The organism is Streptomyces sp. ISL-87 (assembly GCF_018614095.1).
GTDB lineage: Bacteria > Actinomycetota > Actinomycetes > Streptomycetales > Streptomycetaceae > Streptomyces.
In genome coordinates this window covers 52,154-70,820 of record NZ_JAGGOY010000042.1, presented here as the reverse complement: position 1 = coordinate 70,820, position 18,667 = coordinate 52,154, and the positions used below count along the sequence as shown (strand labels likewise).

At 70.7% G+C, this 18,667-nt stretch carries 15 protein-coding genes and 1 pseudogene; 13 read left to right on the top strand and 3 right to left on the bottom strand.

What is annotated here, in order from left to right:
* Positions 1-6: 6 nt before the first annotated feature.
* The 13 genes and pseudogenes from J7I97_RS16300 to J7I97_RS16240 all read left to right on the top strand — a co-directional run bounded on the left by J7I97_RS16300 (position 7) and on the right by J7I97_RS16240 (position 14,836).
* Positions 7-774, top strand: a complete 768-nt coding sequence (locus J7I97_RS16300; RefSeq protein ID WP_214935478.1) for a hypothetical protein — start codon at positions 7-9, stop codon at positions 772-774.
* Positions 775-851: 77 nt separating this feature from the next.
* Positions 852-1,958 carry a M14 family metallopeptidase gene (locus tag J7I97_RS16295; protein WP_214935476.1) on the top strand — a complete coding sequence of 369 codons (1,107 nt, stop codon included), beginning with the start codon at positions 852-854 and terminating at the stop codon, positions 1,956-1,958.
* 96 nt (positions 1,959-2,054) lie between these two features.
* Entirely contained in the window at positions 2,055-3,404 is a 1,350-nt protein-coding gene (locus J7I97_RS16290; RefSeq protein ID WP_214935474.1) for an MFS transporter, read from the top strand.
* A 42-nt stretch (positions 3,405-3,446) separates the two neighbouring features.
* On the top strand, positions 3,447-4,685 hold the full coding sequence (locus J7I97_RS16285; RefSeq protein ID WP_214935473.1) for an ATP-grasp domain-containing protein: 1,239 nt from the start codon (positions 3,447-3,449) through the stop codon (positions 4,683-4,685).
* Between the two features lie 173 nt (positions 4,686-4,858).
* Complete coding sequence (locus J7I97_RS16280) at positions 4,859-6,214, top strand: hydroxyacid-oxoacid transhydrogenase (protein WP_214935472.1); 1,356 nt, start codon at positions 4,859-4,861, stop codon at positions 6,212-6,214.
* 43 nt (positions 6,215-6,257) lie between these two features.
* Positions 6,258-7,715 (top strand): aldehyde dehydrogenase family protein, encoded by a 1,458-nt coding sequence (locus J7I97_RS16275; RefSeq protein WP_214935471.1) that lies wholly within the window; start codon positions 6,258-6,260, stop codon positions 7,713-7,715.
* Between the two features lie 48 nt (positions 7,716-7,763).
* A complete protein-coding gene (locus tag J7I97_RS16270) occupies positions 7,764-8,264 on the top strand; it encodes a response regulator transcription factor (protein WP_214935470.1) in 501 nt (166 codons plus the stop codon).
* A gap of 105 nt (positions 8,265-8,369) precedes the next feature.
* Complete coding sequence (locus J7I97_RS16265; protein WP_214935469.1) at positions 8,370-9,329, top strand: GlxA family transcriptional regulator; 960 nt, start codon at positions 8,370-8,372, stop codon at positions 9,327-9,329.
* Positions 9,330-9,350: 21 nt separating this feature from the next.
* Positions 9,351-10,400: an aspartate-semialdehyde dehydrogenase gene (locus tag J7I97_RS16260; protein ID WP_214935468.1), complete on the top strand. Its 1,050-nt coding sequence runs from the start codon at positions 9,351-9,353 to the stop codon at positions 10,398-10,400.
* Positions 10,397-11,608 (top strand): hypothetical protein, encoded by a 1,212-nt coding sequence (locus tag J7I97_RS16255; RefSeq protein ID WP_214935467.1) that lies wholly within the window; start codon positions 10,397-10,399, stop codon positions 11,606-11,608. The genes J7I97_RS16260 and J7I97_RS16255 overlap by 4 nt, the downstream gene beginning before the upstream one ends.
* A 107-nt stretch (positions 11,609-11,715) precedes the next feature.
* Positions 11,716-11,850: pseudogene (locus J7I97_RS38530) on the top strand (YdeI/OmpD-associated family protein); the annotation flags it as partial.
* 139 nt (positions 11,851-11,989) lie between these two features.
* Positions 11,990-14,056, top strand: coding sequence for a discoidin domain-containing protein (locus tag J7I97_RS16245; RefSeq protein WP_214935466.1), 2,067 nt, complete (start codon positions 11,990-11,992; stop codon positions 14,054-14,056).
* Positions 14,057-14,224: 168 nt separating this feature from the next.
* Positions 14,225-14,836 carry a TetR/AcrR family transcriptional regulator gene (locus J7I97_RS16240; protein WP_214935465.1) on the top strand — a complete coding sequence of 204 codons (612 nt, stop codon included), beginning with the start codon at positions 14,225-14,227 and terminating at the stop codon, positions 14,834-14,836.
* A gap of 13 nt (positions 14,837-14,849) precedes the next feature.
* On the opposite strand, the gene J7I97_RS16235 is transcribed toward J7I97_RS16240, so the two are convergent.
* The 3 genes from J7I97_RS16235 to J7I97_RS16225 form a co-directional block, all read right to left on the bottom strand.
* Positions 14,850-16,949, bottom strand: a complete 2,100-nt coding sequence (locus J7I97_RS16235; RefSeq protein WP_214935464.1) for a SpoIIE family protein phosphatase — start codon at positions 16,947-16,949, stop codon at positions 14,850-14,852.
* A 260-nt stretch (positions 16,950-17,209) separates the two neighbouring features.
* Positions 17,210-17,476 carry a UBP-type zinc finger domain-containing protein gene (locus tag J7I97_RS16230; protein WP_214935463.1) on the bottom strand — a complete coding sequence of 89 codons (267 nt, stop codon included), beginning with the start codon at positions 17,474-17,476 and terminating at the stop codon, positions 17,210-17,212.
* A 104-nt stretch (positions 17,477-17,580) separates the two neighbouring features.
* Entirely contained in the window at positions 17,581-18,543 is a 963-nt protein-coding gene (locus tag J7I97_RS16225; protein WP_214935462.1) for a LysR family transcriptional regulator, read from the bottom strand.
* Positions 18,544-18,667 lie beyond the last annotated feature (124 nt).

Here is an 18,667-nt window from a genome sequence, read left to right as displayed (position 1 = left end):
TCACCCGTGGCGGACAACGACCGGGCCGCACGGCCGGACGGGCGGCGGGGAGTCGAGGTGATGGCCCTGCCGCCCGGCCGGGAGCTGCCGACCGAGACCGAGAAGTGGATCGTGGACGGCCTGGTGCAGAGCATGCCGGGCCTGCAGACCCGTCAGCTGTTCACGCTCCGCCGCGACATGCTGACCGAGGCCGACTACGTCGTCGTCGGGGTGGACAGGGAGCACGACCGCGTCGTCTCGCTGCTCACGTCCCATTGGGCGGAGATTCCCTCGGGGCGCTCCTGTCTGCACGTCATGATCCAGTTCGTCGGCGACAAGTACCGCAACGGCCCGGTCTTCGGTGAGAGCTGGTCCGTGCACTTCGCCCGGCTGCTGGCCGACGGCCGCCCCTTCCCCGAGGTGATCGCGCTCAAGACGTACAACCCGGTGGTGCACTGCGCGATGTCGGCGTTCAGCGGGCATCCGGACATCCGCATGTACCCGGATCTGGCGGGAAAGGACGACAGCGAGGCGGCGCTGGCGGCCGAGGTGGCCGGGGTACTGGCGCCCGGCGCCGCGTTCGACGCGGTGCGAGGTGTCATACCGGGCATCGGCCGCCCGCTGGACCTCTACCGGGAACGGCCCACCAGCTACGTTCCCGAGGCCAACGCGTACTTCGCCGAGCACGCCGCGCCGGGCGACCGGGTGCTGTGCATGCTGCACGTCCCCACGCAAGCCGGGGCGCACTCGATCCTCACGGCCCTGGGTGTGCCGCTGCCCTCCGGGCGCGGCTGAGCCCCGCGGGCTGCGGGCCCGGGCCCGCAGCCGGCAGCCGGCAGCCCGCATCGGAACTCCAGGAACGCGAGACAGCCATGGCAGACGCCTTTCCCTCCGACTACTCGCAGGCCCGCGCGGACTTCCTGCGCGCCGCCGAAGAGGCGGGCGCGCGGCTGAGGACCTTCGCGCTGCCCGGGCACACGGGGCCCGACGGCGGTGAACTCTGTGTCGACACCGCCTATGTGGGACCTCCTGATCCGGAGAAGCTGCTGGTGACGGTCTCCGGCACGCACGGCATCGAGGGCTTCTGCGGCTCGGCGTGCCAGACCGGGATCCTGCTCCGGGAGGGCTTGGCGAGGGCGGCCGGTCCGGCGACCGGCGTCCTGCTCGTGCACGCCCTCAATCCGTACGGCTTCGCGTATCTGCGGCGCGTCAACGAGGACAACATCGACCTCAACCGGAATTTCGTCGACCACGACGCCCCGCCGCACAACGACGCGTACGACGCCGTTCACGCCACGCTGGTGCCGCCGGACGCCGACGCGTTCTTCCCGGGCGAGCTGGTGGCCGGCCTGACCGCGCTCCGCGACCGGCTCGGCCCGGCGACCCTTCAGGAGGCCGTGACCCGGGGCCAGTACCGGCACGCCGACGGCCTGTTCTACGGCGGGTCGCGGCCGGCCTGGTCGCGGCGGGTGTTCCAGACGGTGGTGGCCGAGCAGATCGCCGGCGCCGCGCACATCGCGTACATCGACCTGCACACGGGGCTCGGCGAGCGCGGTGTCGGCGAACCCATCTTCCGCGGCGGCCGTGACGCCGACGCCCACCAACGGGCCCGGCGCTGGTACGGGGACGCGCTGACCGCCTCGGAGCTGGGCACCTCCTCCTCCACCCCGATCGTGGGCAACACCGCGACCGCGGTGGCGGACGGACTCGGCCCCGGCGCCCGGCTCACGGCCATCACCCTGGAGTTCGGCACCCGGCCCGGCCCCGAGGTGCTGCTCGCGCTGTGCGCGGACACGTGGCTGCACCAGCACCGCTCGCCGGCCGACGCCGTGCGCTCCGAACTCAAGCAGCTGATCCGCGCGGCGTTCTGCCCGGCGGACGACGCCACCTGGCGCGAGCAGATCCGCCGGCGGGCACGCGAGGTGTTCGGCCAGGCCCTCGCCGGGCTCGCCGACGCGAAGCAGGGAGACGCCGGGTGAGCTGGGGAGAGCCGGCGGCGGCGCGTGGCAGGAATTCGTGGTTGGACGTCAGTCTGGCCACTGTCGCCCGCGCCCGCCCCACCGCAGAGTAATCGCATGGCAAGCAGCGATACCCCCTCCGCATTGAACGAGCCGGAGCCGGAGCCCGTCCACGTCGGCGTCAAAACGGTCTGGCGGGAGTCTCCGACCGCCGTGAAGTCCCTTCTCGTCGGCACCGCGGTGAACAGACTCGGCGGTTTCATCCAGGTCTTCATGGTGCTGTACATGACGCAGCGCGGGTTCACCGACACCCAGGCCGGCGCCGCACTGGGCGTCTACGGCGCGGGGACCGTGCTGGGGGTGCTGACCGGCGGCTGGATGTCCGACCGGATCGGCCCGCGGCTGACCATCATGTCGACCCTGGTGAGCTCGGCGGTGCTGCTCCCCGCGGTCCTCTACCTGGACAGCTACCCGGCGATCCTGGCGATCATCGGTGTGGGCGGAGCCCTGAGCCAGGCCTACCGACCCGCCTCCACGAGCATGATCAGCCAGCTCATCCCCGCCGAACGGCAGGTCATGATCTTCGCCATGGTCCGGCTGGCGATCAATCTCGGCACGACGGCGGCCCCGCTGCTGGGTGCGGCCCTGGTCCAGGTGTCCTGGGACTTCCTCTTCTGGGGCGAGGCCGTGGCCATCCTGGTCTTCGCGACGGTGGCCGGGGTGACCCTGCCCCGCAAGGAGGAGAGCGCGGCCGGCGAGAAGGGGGCGCAGGCCACGGAGTCCGGGGTCCCGGGAGGCCGCAAGCCGAGCTATCTCGCCGTACTGGCGGACGGCCGCTATGTGCTGTTCCTGCTGGCGATGTTCGCGAGTTCCCTGATCTACATCCAGTACGTTTCGACCCTTCCGCTGACGGTGAAGCACCTCGGCCTGAGCACGGCCGTGTACGCGGCGATGGTCGCGCTGAACGGCGCGCTCGTCATCACCTGCGAGCTGCTGGTCGCCAAGGTGGTGCAGCGCTGGCCGGCCAGGATCGCGGTGATCGCCGGCGTGGCCCTGACCGGCATCGGGATGAGCCTGTACGCCCTGCCCTGGGGTCTCGCCGCGCTGGTGATCGCGACCCTCGTGTGGTCGCTCGGTGAGATCGTGGGCTACCCGACCCTCTTCTTCGCCTACCCGGCGCAGGCCGGACCGCCGGAGCTGCGCGGCCGCTACCTGGGGGCGTCGAACTCGCTGTACGGACTCGGCACGGCGGTGGGTCCGTTCGTCGGAGTCATGCTCTGGAACAAGTTCGGGGACGGCCTGTGGCTCGGCTGCGGGGCCGTCGGGCTGCTCGCGGTGGGCGCCGCCTGGCTGGGTGTGCGTCCCCCGGAGGCCGCCGGGCGCCAGCCGCGCAGGACGGAGCCGGCCGGGGACGCGGGGTCCGTCGGGAGCCTCGGCACCGACACGGAGGCCACCGTCGGCAAGTGAGGCAGGCAGGCAGCGCTGACGCACTACTCAGGAGGAAAAGAAATGCCCCGCTACGTCGTTCTCGTCGACCCCTACTCCGGCGCGGCCGAGTATGCGAATGCCTTCCGGGAGCGAGGCATCGAACCGGTGGCCGTGCTGAGCACGCCGGGCCCGCTGAATTCGTACCGGCGCACCTGGGCTCCGGACACGTTCTTCCGTACGCACCACCACGACGGGGATTTCAACGAGCTCGTCCGGACGGTGAAGGGCTATGACCCGGTCGCCATCGTCCCGGGCAACGAGTCCGCGGTGATGCTGGTCGACGCGCTGGTCGAGGAACTGATGCCGGGCACGGGCAACGTGTTCGAACTGTCCGAAGCCCGCCGGGACAAATGGCCCATGGCCCAGGCGGTCGCGGCGGCCGGAATCCCGCATCTGCGGCAGATCGCCACCGCGGACCCCGAAGAGGTCGCCGCATGGGTCCGGGACAACGGCCTGGAGGGCCGACCGCTGGTGCTCAAGCCGCGCCGCAGCGGGGGCACCGACGATGTGCACAAGGTCGGCACCGGGGAGGACTGGCGGCCGTACTTCGACCGCCTCCTCGGCTCGGTCAACCGGTTCGACATCCGCAATGACACCGTCCTGGTGCAGGAGTTCGCGGAGGGGACGGAGTACATCGTCGACACGTACTCGGTCGACGGGAAGTTCGGGCTGGTCTCGGTCAGCCGTTACAGCAAGTCGGCGAAGAACGACCGGATCGGGATCTACGACGCGGTCGACTACCTGGCCCCGCAGGACCCGATCACGACGCTGCTCGGCGAGTACACCCGGCAGGTCGCGCAGGCCGTCGGGGTCCGTACCGGCTGCACGCACACGGAGATCATGCTCACGGCCGGGGGACCACGGCTCATCGAGACGGCCGCGCGGCTGGCCGGAAGCTGTCTGCAGTACTCGGCCCGGCTGGCGACCGGGGACTGCCAGATCGACCGCACGGTCCGGCACCACCTGGACGGCACGTTCACCCCGGGCTACGAGATCGTGCAGCCGGTGCGCGTGGTGTGGCTGTCCAGCCCGCGCGAGGGGATCCTGCACAACGCCGAGGTGCTGGACGCGGTCCGGGAGCTGCCCACCTTCCAGCGGCTGGGCCTGCCCTACCGCAATGGTGAGCTCGTGCCCTGCACGGAGGACCTGTTCACCAGTCTGGGCTGGGTCATCCTCGGCGGACCGAGCCAGGAGTCCATCGACGCCGACACGGTCCGGGTCAAGGAGATCGAGGCACAGCTGACCGTGGCAGCTGCCTGACGGCCCGGGGGGGGCGGGGAACAGCGCGGGGCGGGGTGGAGATTCGGACACCCCGCCCCGTTCTGTGCGCCCGCGACGGGCACTCCACGCTTCCCGTATAGGACGAGAGTCCTATGGTGGGGGCGAATTCGCCGGACTAATGTGGCCCTCGCCCGATCAAATTCGGCGCGAATATGCAACGTAATGTTGCCAATCAGCTAAGAGGGCGAGGGCAGACGGTGGAGCCGGTTGCATGGGTCGGCGGAAATGCCCCGGAACACGAGCGAATCATTGGCTGGCAGGCTCCACCGCTCAAATTCGGTGTCGGCGCCACCCGGGAAATCGGTTACGAGCTCCGCAGGGCCGGCGTCCGGTCGGTACTGCTGGTGACCGACCGCGTGCTGGCCGGTCTCGGCCTTCCCGCCCGGGTCGCCAAGCTCATCGAGCAGGAGGGGATCTCGGTCTCGGTCTTCGACCGGGCCCAGGTGGAGCCCACCGACGAGAGCTGCACCGAGGCCGCCCGCGAACTGGCGTCGCTCCAGGTGGACGGTTACGTCGGCCTCGGCGGCGGCAGCTCGATCGACACGGCCAAGATGCTGAACCTACTGCTCAGTTACCCCGGCCGGTCGGTACGCGACTATCTGAACGCCCCGGTAGGCGCCGGAGCCAAGATCCCCGGCCCGCTGAAACCGCTGGTGGCGGTGCCCACGACAGCCGGGAGCGGGAGCGAGTGCACCGCCATGGTCGCCCTCGGCGTCTCGGGGCTGAACGTGAAGACGGGAATCAGTGATCTGCGGCTGCTGCCGTCCCTGGCACTGGTCGATCCCGCCAACACCCTCACGCTGCCGCCGGCCGTCACCGCCTCCTCGGGGTACGACGTGCTGACGCACGCCTGCGAGTCGTATACCGCCCGCGCCTACGACCGGCGTCCCCCCTACCCCACACCCGCGGACCGGCCGCTGTACATCGGTGCCAACCCGATCAGCGACGTGTGGGTGGAGCAGGCGCTGGGGCTGGTCGGCCGCTACCTCAGACGGGCCGTGCTCAACCCCGACGACCTGGAAGCCCGTATCGGAATGAGCCAGGCGGCGAGCTTCGCCGGGATGGGCTTCGGCAACGCCGGAACACATATTCCACACGCGTGCGCCTATCCGATAGCCGGACTGGTCCGCGACTACCGGCCCGAGGGGTATGCGGTCGATCACGCGATGGTGCCGCACGGCGCCGCGGTCGTCTCCACCGCCGCCGCGGCATTCGAATTCACGTATCTGACATCACCTGAACGCCACCTGCGCGCTGCCGAGTTGCTCGGTGCGAATCTCAACGGCGTGACGACGGCAAATGGTTCGGACGTGCTTCCGGCCACTTTGCAACGACTGGTGGCTGATACCGGAGGGCCAGGCGGCCTTGCGGCCTTCGGATATTCCGGCAAGGATCTCCCTGCGCTTGTCGAAGGTGCGCTCAAACAGCAGCGCCTGTTGGTGTGCTGCCCGCGCGACGTCGCCTCTCGTGATCTCCAGAGAATTCTCAGCGGTTCAATGGCCGGCTGACGACGAGCGCTGCGGTCCCCCACGCAAGGAGCTTGATGCCCCCGTGAGCGAAGCGGTATTACCTGAGTACACGGCTGTCATCGCCGGAAAGAACGTTCCCGCGGCGCAGTGGATCAATGTCCTCGACCCGTCGAACGGCCGTCCGTTCGCGCGAGTCGCCCGCTGTGGCGAGGCCGAGATCGCGGACGCCGTGGACGCGGCCCGGCACACTTACGAGTCCACCTGGCGGTTCGCCACGGTGGCGGAGCGGTCCGGGGCCTGCCGCCGGATCGCCGAGGCGATCCGCGCCGAACGCTCGGAACTGGCCAGGCTGGAAACCCTCGACACCGGAAAGCCGCTCAGCCAGTCGCTGGTCGACGCCGATGTCGCCGCACGCTACTTCGACTTCTACGCCAGTGCCGTGGAGGCGCTCGGCGGCGAAACGATTCTTCATCAGACGGACCGGTTCGCCTTCACCCTGCGGGAGCCGTACGGGGTGTGCGGGCACATCATCCCGTGGAACTACCCCCTGCAAATCGCCGCCAGGACCGTGGCGCCCGCCCTCGCGGCCGGAAACTGCTGCGTACTCAAGCCGGCCGAAGACGCGCCGTTGACCTCGCTGCGCCTGGCGGACATCGTTTTGGAAGCAGGACTTCCGGCCGGCGCGCTGAACGTCGTGCCGGGCTACGGAGAGGAGGCAGGCGCGGCACTGGCCGCACATCCCGACGTGGACCGCCTGGCGTTCACCGGTTCGCGGGAGACCGGCGAGGCCGTGATGACCGCGGCGGCGAGGAACATCGTGCCGGTCACCCTGGAGCTCGGCGGCAAGTCGCCGCACATCGTCCTCCCGGACTTCGACATGGCGCGAGCGGTACCCCTGATCGTCGACTCGATCACCGAGCACGCGGGGCAGAACTGTTCGGCCGGCAGCCGGCTGCTCGTTCACCGGTCCGTCCACGACGAGCTGGTGGCGGCGCTCGCGGACGCCTTCCGCGCCCTGCGCGTCGGCCCGGGAATCAGCGATCCCGACATGGGACCGCTCATCTCCGCCAAACAGCGCGACAGGGTGCTCGGCTACCTGGCCGAGGGCAGCAGGACCGGCGTAGTCCGCGCCGGCGGCGGGGTTCCCGAGGGCGAGGCGTACACCGGCGGGTTCTACGTGGAACCCACCATCCTGGACCACGTGAGTCCGGCGCACCGGGTGTTCAACGAGGAGATTTTCGGCCCGGTCCTCTGCGTATCGGTCTTCGATTCGCTGGACGAGGCGGTCGAACTCGCGGAGCACACCACCTATGGGCTCGCCGCCGGTGTCTGGACATCCGATGTGACCACCGCCCACTGGCTCGCCCAGCGGCTGCGGGTGGGTCAGGTGTTCGTCAACAACTACAGCGCGGCCGGGGGCGTGGAGCTGCCCTTCGGGGGGTTCAAGCGCTCCGGCATAGGAGTGGAGAAGGGGCTGGAGGCGCTGCGTGAATACACGCGGTGCAAGACGGTGGCCATACACACGCAGCTTCCTTCATGACGCATGAGAGCGGTTAGTTATCACATCCCCACGAAGGGAGTGCACCTGATGGCACGTGTTGTGCGTGGGCGAGTCGTGGAGTTGAGCGGCAAGAGGTGCTGTGAATTCTGCGGTGCGCCACCGCAGCCCGTCACGGCTCTCGCCGAGGCCGTCGACAGGATGCACAAGGCACTGGGCGAAGTGCAGGACGCCTTGGAAGCCCAAGAACAGATGATTGAGGACTTACGCACTGACAGCGGCGATGAGCATCAGACGTGCGCCGACACGTCCGCCCTCGACATGGATCCGACGTCCCGGGAATCCCTTTCCCTCTTGACGGCGCGCGAGCGCGAGATTCTGGTCCTCGTCTCCGAGGGAAAATCGAACCGGCGCGTGGCCAGCTCGCTCGGCATATCGGAGAAGACGGTGCGGAATCATTTGTCCGCGGTTTTCTCCAAGGTCGGCGCATCCGATCGCACACAAGCCGTGGTCATGGGAATCCGCGGCGGGATCGTTTCCATCGGCGAGCGATTCAGTGAGGCGGCTCCGTCCCGGGGCTCAGGTGAATAACTCCGTTTCACTGCCGGATCTATGCCGTTAGTGTGCGGGAGCTTCTGGCCACCTGACAGTGGGGGGACTGTCAGAACACCACGAATCCCTGCCACATTGGATCCCATGCTGAAGAACGTAGCCGCAGTGCTGCTCGACAACGTCCACCCGTTCGAGCTGGGTGTCGTATGCGAAGTGTTCGGGATCGACCGCCAGGAGGAGGGGCTGCCCGCCTACGACTTCGCGCTCGTCGCCGCGGAATCCTCTTCCGTGCGAGCCGTCCCCGGTTTCACCATCAGCACGCCGTACGGCCTGGACCGACTCGCGGATGCGGATCTCATCGCCATCCCGGTGGGGGACGACTTCCACACCAGGGACTTCCCGCCGGACCTCCTGGAAGGGCTGCGCCAGGCAGTGGCGCGCGGGGCCCGGGTACTCAGTGTCTGCGTCGGCGCCTTCGTCCTGGGCGCCGCGGGGCTGCTCGACGGGCGGCGCTGCACCACGCATTGGCGGTACGCCGACGCGCTCGCCGAGCGGTATCCGAAGGCACAGGTCGAACCGGGTGTGCTGTACGTCGACGAGGATCCGGTCTTCACCTCGGCCGGCACCTCGGCGGGGATCGACGCCGCCCTTCACCTGGTGCGCAAGCTCCAGGGCAGCGACGTCGCCAATGCCATCGCCCGGCGCATGGTGGTACCGCCGCACCGGGACGGCGGGCAGGCCCAGTACATCGAAAGGCCCGTGGCGGAGTACCGCGAGGACGGGGTGCGCGACGTACTGGCCTGGGCCGAGGAACATCTGGACCAGGAGATCAGCGTCGAGCAGCTCTCGGCCCTGGCGTGCATGTCGCCGCGCACCTTCGCCCGGCGGTTCCGCATGGAGACCGGCACCACCCCGTACCGATGGCTGCTGGCGCAGCGGGTACTGAGCGCCCAGCGGCTCCTTGAGAACACGGACGAGACGATGGAGGCGGTGGCGGCCCGTACGGGATTCCCCAACGCGGCGGCCCTGCGCCACCAGTTCGTGCGCTCGCTGAACACCACCCCGAACGCCTATCGGCGCGCCTTCCGGGGCTCTCTCACCTGACGGACACACAGGAGGACGGGAATGCTGCGCATCGCGATAATCGGCGCCACCGGAGCCGTGGGCAGGGAATGCCTGGCCCTGCTCGACAGCGGGATCGTTCCGGTGGAGCAGGTGGTACCGGTCGGCTCGGCACGCAGCGTCGGCCGGGACCTCGGCGCCGAACTCGCGCTGTCCCTGCCCATGGCTCCGCTGGTCACCATCGGGGACCTCGACCCGCAGGGTCTGGATGTCGCCATTTTCTGCGCGGGCGTGGACGTGAGCAACCGGGAGGCGGAGCGGCTGGCCTCGGCCGGGGTGCTGATCGTCGACAACAGTTCCGCGTTCCGGATGCGCCCGGACGTCCCGCTCGTCGTACCGCAGGTCAACCCGGGTGCCCTCGCGGACCGGCCGGTCTCCCACCTCGTGGCGAATCCGAACTGCTCGACCATCCAGCTGGTACGCGCCCTCCACCCGTTGCACGAACTCGCGGCGCTGGAGAGCGTCGTGGTGGCGACCTACCAGGCGGCTTCCGGGGGCGGGCTGCGGGGACTGGAGGAACTGGCCGAGGGCTCCAGGAGGCTGCTGGAGGACCGCTCGGCCCCGAGCGGCCCCGGCGGGCGGTTCGGGCAGCCGCTGCCCTTCAACCTCGTGCCCGAGATCGGACTCCAGGACGACTCCGGGCTCACGCACGAGGAACGCAAACTCGTCCGCGAACCGCGCAAGATACTCGGCCTGCCCGAGCTGCGGGTGAGCGCCACGGCGGTACGGGTACCGGTCTTCGACTGCCATTCCGAGGCGGTGCACGTCAGGCTGCGGGAGCCCGTCACGACCGCGGCCGTCGAAGAGGCGCTGGCGGCCACCCCGGGCCTTCGGGTCTACTCCCGGTCGGACAGCCCCTCGTACCCGATGCCGCGCTCCGTCTTCGCCCGGCCGCAGGACCGGGCGCTGGTCCACGTCGGCCGCATCCGGGTCGAGCCGGAGGACCCGAGGGCGGTGGCGGTGTGGGTGGTCGCCGACAACCTCTGGGTGGGGGCCGCGCTCAACGCCGTGCAGATCGTCGAACTCGCCACGAAGAACGGGTGGTTGGGGTGAGCCGCGCCGCCCCCTTGGGAGGTGGCGGGCCCGAACGTCGTCCGCTGGTGATGAAGTTCGGCGGATCCGCCTTCGCGGACCTCGACGGCTACCGGCGGGTGGCCCGGTACACGGCCCGTCGGGTCGCCGAGGAGAAACGCCCCGTGGTCGTCGTGGTGAGTGCGATGTCCGGTACCACGGGCAGGCTCCAGCAGACCCTGGACGTCCTGGCCGACGATCCGCCCGCGCCCATCGCCGCCATGCTGCTGACCAGCGGCGAGACCGTGAGCGTCGCCCTGCTCGCGGCCGCGCTCGACGCCGAGGGCCTGCCCGCGCTCCCCCTGACCGCGGCGGGCACCGGGCTCCTGGGCGAGGGGCCGGCCGACCGGGCGCGGCTGAGCCGGGCCGACCCCGCGGTGCTGCGGGCCGCCCTGGAGGACTGCCCGATCCTGGTCGTACCCGGAGGACAGGCGGTCGACCCGGCCGGACAGACCGTGATGCTGGGCCGCAACAGCTCCGACCTCTCGGCGGCGGCGATGGCGGCGGCGCTGGGCGCCGGCACGTGCGAGCTCTTCTCCGACGTGCCCGGGGTGTGCACCGCCGACCCCTACGTGGTGCCGGCCGCGCGGACACTCCCCCGCATCAGCTACGAGGGTGTGCGCCAGATGTCCCGCTACGGCGCCAAGGTCGTCCACGAGAGCGCCGTGGACTGGGCGGAGCGCGGGGACGTACGGCTGCACTGCCGGCCCTTCCCGTGGACCGGCGAGGGAGAGGACGGGACCATGGTGGGTGAGGGTCCCGGGGCGGCAGCGGTGGTCACGCACAAGAGCAGCGACGTGTGGCGTTTCCGGTCCGGCCCGGAGCGCCGGGCGGCGGCGGAAGGGCTGCTGGCGGAGGGCCTGCCGACCACCGCGTTCGATTCGTCGAGCGGCACCTACCTGGTCGTACCGGCCGGCGTCCGGGGCGCGGCGCGGCACCTCGGCGCGGGGCGGCGGCACGACGACCTGTGCCTGATCACCACGGTGCGCGCCGACGGCCGGGCCGAACACGTCCTGGTGTGCCGCGCCGACGCCGAGGCCGAGGCCCGCCGGTGCCACGCCGTGCTGTACCCGGACCCGGCGAACGCCCGGGGGCCGGCCGTCCCGCCCCCGGCCAAGGCCCGCTCCGCGCACAGCGATCTCCTGTTCGGGTCCCGACCGGTGCCGGTGCCGGGGGACGGGGCGGATTGAGCGAGCCGGGCCTCAGCCGGGTCCCGCCGTCCGCCCCGCGTCGCCGTGGAGGCCGTCGGGATTTCCCATGCCCCTTCCCTGCCCGGCGATAGTCTGCCGACCCCCAGGCCGGGAAGGCGTTCGAGGCGCTCGACAGGACCGGGCGCTACCTGGTGATCCTGCCGTTGCTCCAGGCGCTCACGCCCGAGGCCAGGCAGGTCCGGCTCGACAAGGCCGTGCGCGCGCTGGGCAAGGGCGAGTAGAGCGCCCCTGGCCAGTATGTGACTGGTCATCAGGTCAGCTGTCCCGGACTCTTGACTCTGCTCGCGGGAGTCGCGATTCTCGACGCAATATTTGCGCGGGACATGACAATCGCGCCTCCGCTGACCAAAGACATGAGTGATGACCTTGACTCGACACTCGCACAGCAGGAGCAGGCCCCTCGCCGTTCTCTCGTTGCTCCTCACGGTGCTGGTCGTGGCGCTCGGCCCCGCGCCCAGCGCCACGGCCGACGACCCCGGCTGGTGGGCCCCGACCGCGCGGCCCGCGCCCGACTCCGAGATCAACGTCACCGGTGAGCCCTTCAAGGGGACCGACTCCCAGGGCCGGGTACGGGGCTTCGTCGACGCGCACGACCACCTGATGTCCAACGAGGGCTTCGGCGGCCGGCTCATCTGCGGCAAGCCGTTCTCCGAGATGGGGGTCGCGGACGCGCTCAGGGACTGTCCCGAGCACTACCCGGACGGCTCGCTCGCGATCTTCGACTTCATCACCAAGGGCGGCGACGGAAAGCACGACCCGAACGGCTGGCCGACGTTCAAGGACTGGCCGGCCCACGACTCACTGACCCACCAGCAGAACTACTACGCCTGGGTCGAACGGGCCTGGCGCGGCGGCCAGCGGGTGCTGGTCAACGACCTCGTCACCAACGGCGTGATCTGCTCGGTCTACTTCTTCAAGGACCGCGGCTGCGACGAGATGACCGCCATCCGCCTGGAGGCGCAGAAGACGTACGACATGCAGGCCTTCATCGACAAGATGTACGGCGGCCCGGGCAAGGGCTGGTTCAGGATCGTCACCGACTCCGCGCAGGCCCGCGAGGTCATCAAGCAGGGCAAGCTCGCCGTCGTCCTGGGGGTCGAGACCTCCGAGCCGTTCGGCTGCAAGCAGATCCTGGACATCTCCCAGTGCAGCAAGGAGGACATCGACCGCGGCCTGGACGAGCTGCACAAGCTCGGCGTGCGCAGCATGTTCCTGTGCCACAAGTTCGACAACGCCCTGTGCGGGGTCCGGTTCGACGAGGGCGCCCTCGGCACGGCGATCAACGTCGGGCAGTTCCTGTCGACCGGCACCTTCTGGGAGACGGAGCAGTGCGCCGGCCCCCAGCACGACAACCCCATCGGCCTCGCGCCGGCGCCCAACGCGCAGAAGGAACTGCCGGCAGGGGTGGCGGTCCCCACGTACGCGGCTGATGCGCAGTGCAACACCCGCGGCCTCACGGACCTCGGTGAGTACGCGGTGCGCGGCATGATGAAACGCAAGATGATGCTCGAAGTCGACCACATGAGCGTCAAGGCCGCGGGCCGGGCCTTCGACATCCTGGAGTCCGAGTCGTACCCCGGTGTGATCTCCTCGCACAGCTGGATGGACCTCGGCTGGACGGAGCGCCTGTACCGGCTCGGCGGCTTCGCCGCGCAGTACATGAACGGCGCCGAGGGGTTCAGCGCGGAGGCCAAGCGCACGGACGCGCTGCGCGAGAAGTACCACGTCGGCTACGGATACGGCACCGACATGAACGGCGTCGGCGGCTGGCCGGGCCCCCGGGGCGCGGCCACCCCGAACCCGGTGCGGTACCCGTTCCGCAGCGTCGACGGCGGCTCGGTCATCGACCGGCAGACCACCGGTCAGCGCACCTGGGACCTCAACACCGACGGAGCCGCGCACTACGGGCTGGTCCCGGACTGGCTGGAGGACATCCGGCTCGTCGGCGGCCAGGACGTCGTGGACGACCTCTTCCGCGGCGCGGAGTCCTACCTCGGCACCTGGGGGGCGTCCGAGCGGCACAAGGCGGGGGTGAACCTGGCCGCGGGCTCGTCCGCCTCGGCCAGCTCCTCGGAGTGGAACCCGTTCACGAGCTACGCACCCGACCGCGCCGTGGACGGCAACACGGGCACCCGCTGGGCGAGCGACTGGAGCGACGACCAGTGGCTCCGGATCGACCTCGGGTCCGCGAGCCTGATCAAGCGCGTCACCCTCGACTGGGAGCGCGCCTACGGGAAGTCGTACCGCGTCGAAGTCTCCGCCGACGGAACGAACTGGCAGTCCGTGTGGTCCACGACCACCGGTGACGGCGGCCTGGACACGGCGCAGTTCACCGGCGTTTCGGCCCGCCATGTACGCATCCACGGGCTGGAGCGCGGCACCAAGTGGGGCTACTCCCTCCACGAGGTCGGCATCTACAGCAGCTGACGGCGTCGCCGAGGTGTCCACGTGCCGGGGCCGGCCCCCCGCCCGCCCCGGCGCGGCCCGGCACGGCGCGGCCCGGCCCGGCACGGCCCGGCCCGGCACGGCACGGCCCGGCACGGCACGGCCCGGCACGGCACGGCTCTGCGCGGCACGTGAAAGAAGGGAACCGACATGGCACGGATGCCGTTGGCCGAGCGGCGCCGGCAGCTGACCGAGGCCGCGATCCGCGCGATGACCCGCGACGGCGTCGCCAGGACCACGACCAGGTCCATCGCCGCCGAGGCGGGCGTCTCGCTGAGCGTCTTCCACTACTGCTTCGACTCCAAGCAGGCCCTGCTGGAGTCCGTCATCGAGACGATCACCGATCACTACGTCACGGTGGTGAAGGCGGCGATCCGGCCGAGAGCCACCGTCCGGGAGACCATCCGGGCCGGATTCCAGGCCTATTGGGACCATGTGGCCGCCCACCCCGGCGAGCACATGCTCACGTACGAGCTCACGCAGTACGCCCTGCGCCAGCCCGGGTTCGAGCATCTGGCGCGTCGGCAGTACGAGCTGTACTGCGACACCTACGGCGAACTCATCGAACAGCTCGGCCGCAGCGTGGACTTCGAACTCCGCGTTCCCGTCCCCGTGCTGGCCCGCTATCTGGCGGCCATGACGGACGGACTGACCCTGAACTTCCTCGTTCTCGGCAATCACGCGGCCGCGGCGGAGATCCTCGACGTGATCGCCGATCACGTCGCCGCCCTCGTCCGCGACGACGTCGCCACAAGCGCCTGAGGAGACGCCCCGGCTACCGGTCCGGGCTCTCCGGCACGGGCCGGGTGGCCCGGGCGATCAGGAGGGCGACGTCATCGCGGTCGTCCGAGTGGCGCAGTTCGCCCAGGAGCAGGTCGCAGGTCTCCTCGATGGTGAGGCCGGGGCGGCTGAGCAGTGCGGTGAGGGCGTGCAGGCGGATGTCGATGTCCTGATCCCGGGTTTCGACGAGACCGTCGGTGTACAGGACCAGTTCGTCGCCGATGTCCAGATCGAGGGCGGTGGCCTCGAAGGCGACCCCACCGACTCCCAGCGGTGCTCCGGTCGGCAGGTCGAGCAGTTCGGGGGCCCGGCCGGGACGGGTCCGTACCGGGGGCAGGTGGCCGGCCGTGGCGATGCGGCAGCTGCCGCGGTGGGGGTCGTAGACGACGATGACGCAGGTGGCCATGGTGTGCCCCAGGCCGGTGGTGGTGTGGTCCAGGCGGGTCAGTACCGCGGCCGGGTCGAGGTCGAGTTCGGCCAGGGTGCGGGCGGCGGTGCGCAGTTGGCCCATGGTCGCGGCGGCGTTGATGCCGCTGCCCATGACGTCCCCGACCACGAGGGCGGTCTTGTCGTCGGGCAGGGGGATGACGTCGAACCAGTCGCCGCCGACCTCGCCGGCGGCCGCGGCGGGCTCATAGCGGTAGGCGATCTCCAGGCCGGGGGTGGGCGTGGGCTGGTGGGGCAGCAGGTGGCGCTGGAGGGTGAGGGCGGCGTGGCGCTGCCTCTGGTACCAGCGGGCGTTGTCGATGCAGACGGCGGCGCGCGCCGCCAGTTCACCCGCGAGCAGCACGTCGTCGTGGTCGAACGCCAGCGGATTGCGGGTGCGCTGGAGGCCCAGGACACCGATGACCTCGCCGCGGGCGATCAGCGGCACGGCGAGGTAGGAGTGGATTCCCGCCTCGGCGAGCAGGGCCGCGGCCTCGGCGTTCCGGGCGATGCCGGCCAGGTCCTGCGGCGAGACCTGTGCCACGAGGATGCTGCGGCCGGTACGCACGCACCGCGTGACCAGCCGGGTGGCGTCGTACCGGGCGAGCTCACCGACCGGGTCGGCGGCGAGCGTGGCGGGGGTGGGGTAGGCCGCCTTGATGGCGAGGGCGCGGAACTGCACGGCCTCGTCCTTCGGGGTCTCGGGCGGCCGGTCGCCCGAGAGGGCGGCGTCCAGGATGTCGACCGTGGCCAGGTCGGCGAGGGCCGGAACGGCGATCTCGCCCAGTTCGCGGGCTGTGACACCGAGGTCGAGGGTGGTCCCGATGCGCACGGAGGCATCGGCGATCAGGGCAAGCCGTTGCCGCGCCAGGGCGACGGCCGTCGACGCCTTGTGCTGTTCGGTGACGTCCACGACGGAGGAGGCGACCCCGATCGCCCGCCCGCCCGGGTCATCCAGCCGGTAGATCGAGACCGACCAGGCATGCTCCTGCCCGGGATCGGCGGGGGTACGGCCGGTGGTGAAGTGGTTCAGCTGCGGCGAGCCGGTGACCAGGACCTCGCGCATGGCGGACTCGATGGCCTTGGCGTCCAGATGGGGCAGCACCTCGTGGACGTGCCGGCCCATGTGCTGCTCGGCCGGCAGGCCGTTGATGCGCTCCAGCGCCGGGTTGACCAGGGCATAGCGGAGATCGGTGTCCATGACGGCCAGGCCGATCGGGGACTGGGCGACCAGCCGCACCGACAGGGCCAGGTCGCGCTCCAGGCGGCGCAGTGTGGCCTGGTCCGACGCGATGCCCAGGGCGTACAGCCGGCCGTGGCGGTCCTCCAGCCGCATATTGCGGAATTCCGCCAGCCGGGTGCTGCCGTCCTTGTGCAGCACGGGGAAGACACCGGCCCAGGGGCCCGCGCCGGCCATAACCTCGCTGAAGAGGGAGATCACCAGGTCCAGGTGCTGCTCGTCGACGAGCAGGCGCGCCGCGAACTGGCCCAGGGCCTCCTGCGCGGTGTAGCCGAAGAGCTCCTCGGCCTGCGGGCTCCACAGCGCGATCCGCCCTTCATCGTCGAGTACCACCGCCGCGACGCCCACCACGTCCAGCAGGCCCGGGCCCTCGGAAGGGGCGGCGCGCGCCGGGCCGGGACCGGCCCTGGAGGCATCCGCCGTACTCATGCCGGCCACTCCTTCCCATCCCCGGCTGAGAGGGCAGTGGGTCGGCCCGCTCGGTTCCAGGTCACGCACACTCACCCCGGGGTGTCTCCCATCGTCTCTCCACTCCGCGGGACCGGCACCGCAGCCGCCCCCGGATGCAGCCGTACGGCGGGCCGCGGCCTCGGGAACGGCCCGTCCGGCGGTGTTCCCTACGCCGCCCAGACCCCGCCCATACCGCACCGGGGTAGGTGCGACCGGCTCCGGCCTCAGACGCTCCGGCCTCAGACCAAGGATTCGTGTACGAAGCACCAGCGCCAGTCCTCGCCCCGCTCGAAGGACCGCACGACGGGGTGCCCGGCGTCCGCCGCGTGCGCGCGGGCGTGCTGCAGCGGGGAGGAGTCGCAGCATCCCACGTGGCCGCAGGTGAGGCACAGGCGCAGGTGCACCCAGTCCGTTCCGAGGCGCATGCACTCCTCGCATCCCTCCGGGGTGCGGGGCACGACACTGCGGATCATGGAGAGGTGCGGATCGGGCGGCGGGGTGCTCATGACGACTCCGGCGGTTCGTGGAGCGGATACGGGGAGCCGAGGTTGGGGGTCATGATGACGACCGTATTGCGGAAGCCGACGGTTCGCCCGGCCACCCGCCCGCCTCAGCCTCCGAGGGCCGGGTGCGCCTCGGGGTGGGCGTTCCACCACGCCCGGTGGAACGCGTTGTTGTCGATGTTGGCCAGGTACGCGCCGACCGCCGCGCGGTAGAGGAGTTCCGCCTGGTGCGCGGAGACGGCCGCGCGGTTCCAGGCGAGGCGGATGCGTCCGGTGACCGGGGTGCCGAGCAGCGGACGCATCACCGTGCCCTCCACCGCCGGGGCGGTGGGCTGGGTGAGGGAGATCGCCCGGCCCGCCGCGACCAGGTCGTGGCGCATCTTGCGGTCGGTGATCCGGTAGCGCAGTGAGGGCACGAAGCCGGCCTTCGCGCAGGCCTCGACGAGGGCCTCGGGGCCGCCGTCGTCGTCCTCCACCAGGGTCATCCACTGCTCGTGGGCCAGGTCGGCCAGGTCCAGCACCTCCCGCCCCGCCAGAGGATGCCGCGTGGACATCCGGATGCAGAACGGTTCCTTCGGGACCAGGGTCCGAGCCCGGGCCCCCTGGGGCAGCGCGACTTCATGCTCGTTCACCTCGCCGTACACGATGACGTCGTACCGACCCGCGCCGAGCATCCGCACGAGCGCCGTCACCGAGTGCTCCACGTCCACGGTGATCTCCCGCCCGGACAGGGTCAGGTCCGTCCGCGCGAGCAGTCCGTCGATCAGCACGAGCAGGATGCATCCGAGCCGCAGCGGCGTGTCGGTCGCCATGGCGCGCGCCTCCGCGCCGAGCGCGTCCATCTCGCTCAGCACGCGGCGGGCTTTGGCGAGGACGAACTGGCCCAGCGGGGTGGGATCCACGCCGTGCCGGCCGCGGACGAAGAGTTCGCCACCCGCGACCCGCTCGATCCTGCGCAGCTGGGCGGAGAGCGCCGGCTGGGAAACCCCGAGCCTGCGCGCCGCGCCACCCAGACTGCCGGACTCCGCTATCTGGCACACGGCTTGCAGATGCCTCAACTCCAGCTGCATCCAGGCAGCTTACGCAGCGTGACGCCACCGCACCATAACGCGGGTCTTATGCGCGCAGATATGTCCCAATCTCGCCATGTCCACGCTCATACTCGGCGGCGAACAGCCAGCCGCACCCCCCACA

Bases quoted from the DNA above. Each gene is read 5' to 3' on its own strand.
- J7I97_RS16280 (WP_214935472.1), top strand. From the start codon at position 4,859: ATGCAACGTAATGTTGCCAATCAGCTAAGAGGGCGAGGGCAGACGGTG.
- J7I97_RS16285 (WP_214935473.1), top strand. From the start codon at position 3,447: ATGCCCCGCTACGTCGTTCTCGTCGACCCCTACTCCGGCGCGGCCGAG.
- J7I97_RS16270 (WP_214935470.1), top strand. From the start codon at position 7,764: ATGGCACGTGTTGTGCGTGGGCGAGTCGTGGAGTTGAGCGGCAAGAGG.
- J7I97_RS16240 (WP_214935465.1), top strand. From the start codon at position 14,225: ATGGCACGGATGCCGTTGGCCGAGCGGCGCCGGCAGCTGACCGAGGCC.
- J7I97_RS16265 (WP_214935469.1), top strand. From the start codon at position 8,370: ATGCTGAAGAACGTAGCCGCAGTGCTGCTCGACAACGTCCACCCGTTC.
- J7I97_RS16245 (WP_214935466.1), top strand. From the start codon at position 11,990: ATGACCTTGACTCGACACTCGCACAGCAGGAGCAGGCCCCTCGCCGTT.
- J7I97_RS16260 (WP_214935468.1), top strand. From the start codon at position 9,351: ATGCTGCGCATCGCGATAATCGGCGCCACCGGAGCCGTGGGCAGGGAA.
- J7I97_RS16225 (WP_214935462.1), bottom strand. From the start codon at position 18,543: ATGCAGCTGGAGTTGAGGCATCTGCAAGCCGTGTGCCAGATAGCGGAG.
- J7I97_RS16295 (WP_214935476.1), top strand. From the start codon at position 852: ATGGCAGACGCCTTTCCCTCCGACTACTCGCAGGCCCGCGCGGACTTC.
- J7I97_RS16230 (WP_214935463.1), bottom strand. From the start codon at position 17,476: ATGAGCACCCCGCCGCCCGATCCGCACCTCTCCATGATCCGCAGTGTC.
- J7I97_RS16290 (WP_214935474.1), top strand. From the start codon at position 2,055: ATGGCAAGCAGCGATACCCCCTCCGCATTGAACGAGCCGGAGCCGGAG.
- J7I97_RS16235 (WP_214935464.1), bottom strand. From the start codon at position 16,949: ATGAGTACGGCGGATGCCTCCAGGGCCGGTCCCGGCCCGGCGCGCGCC.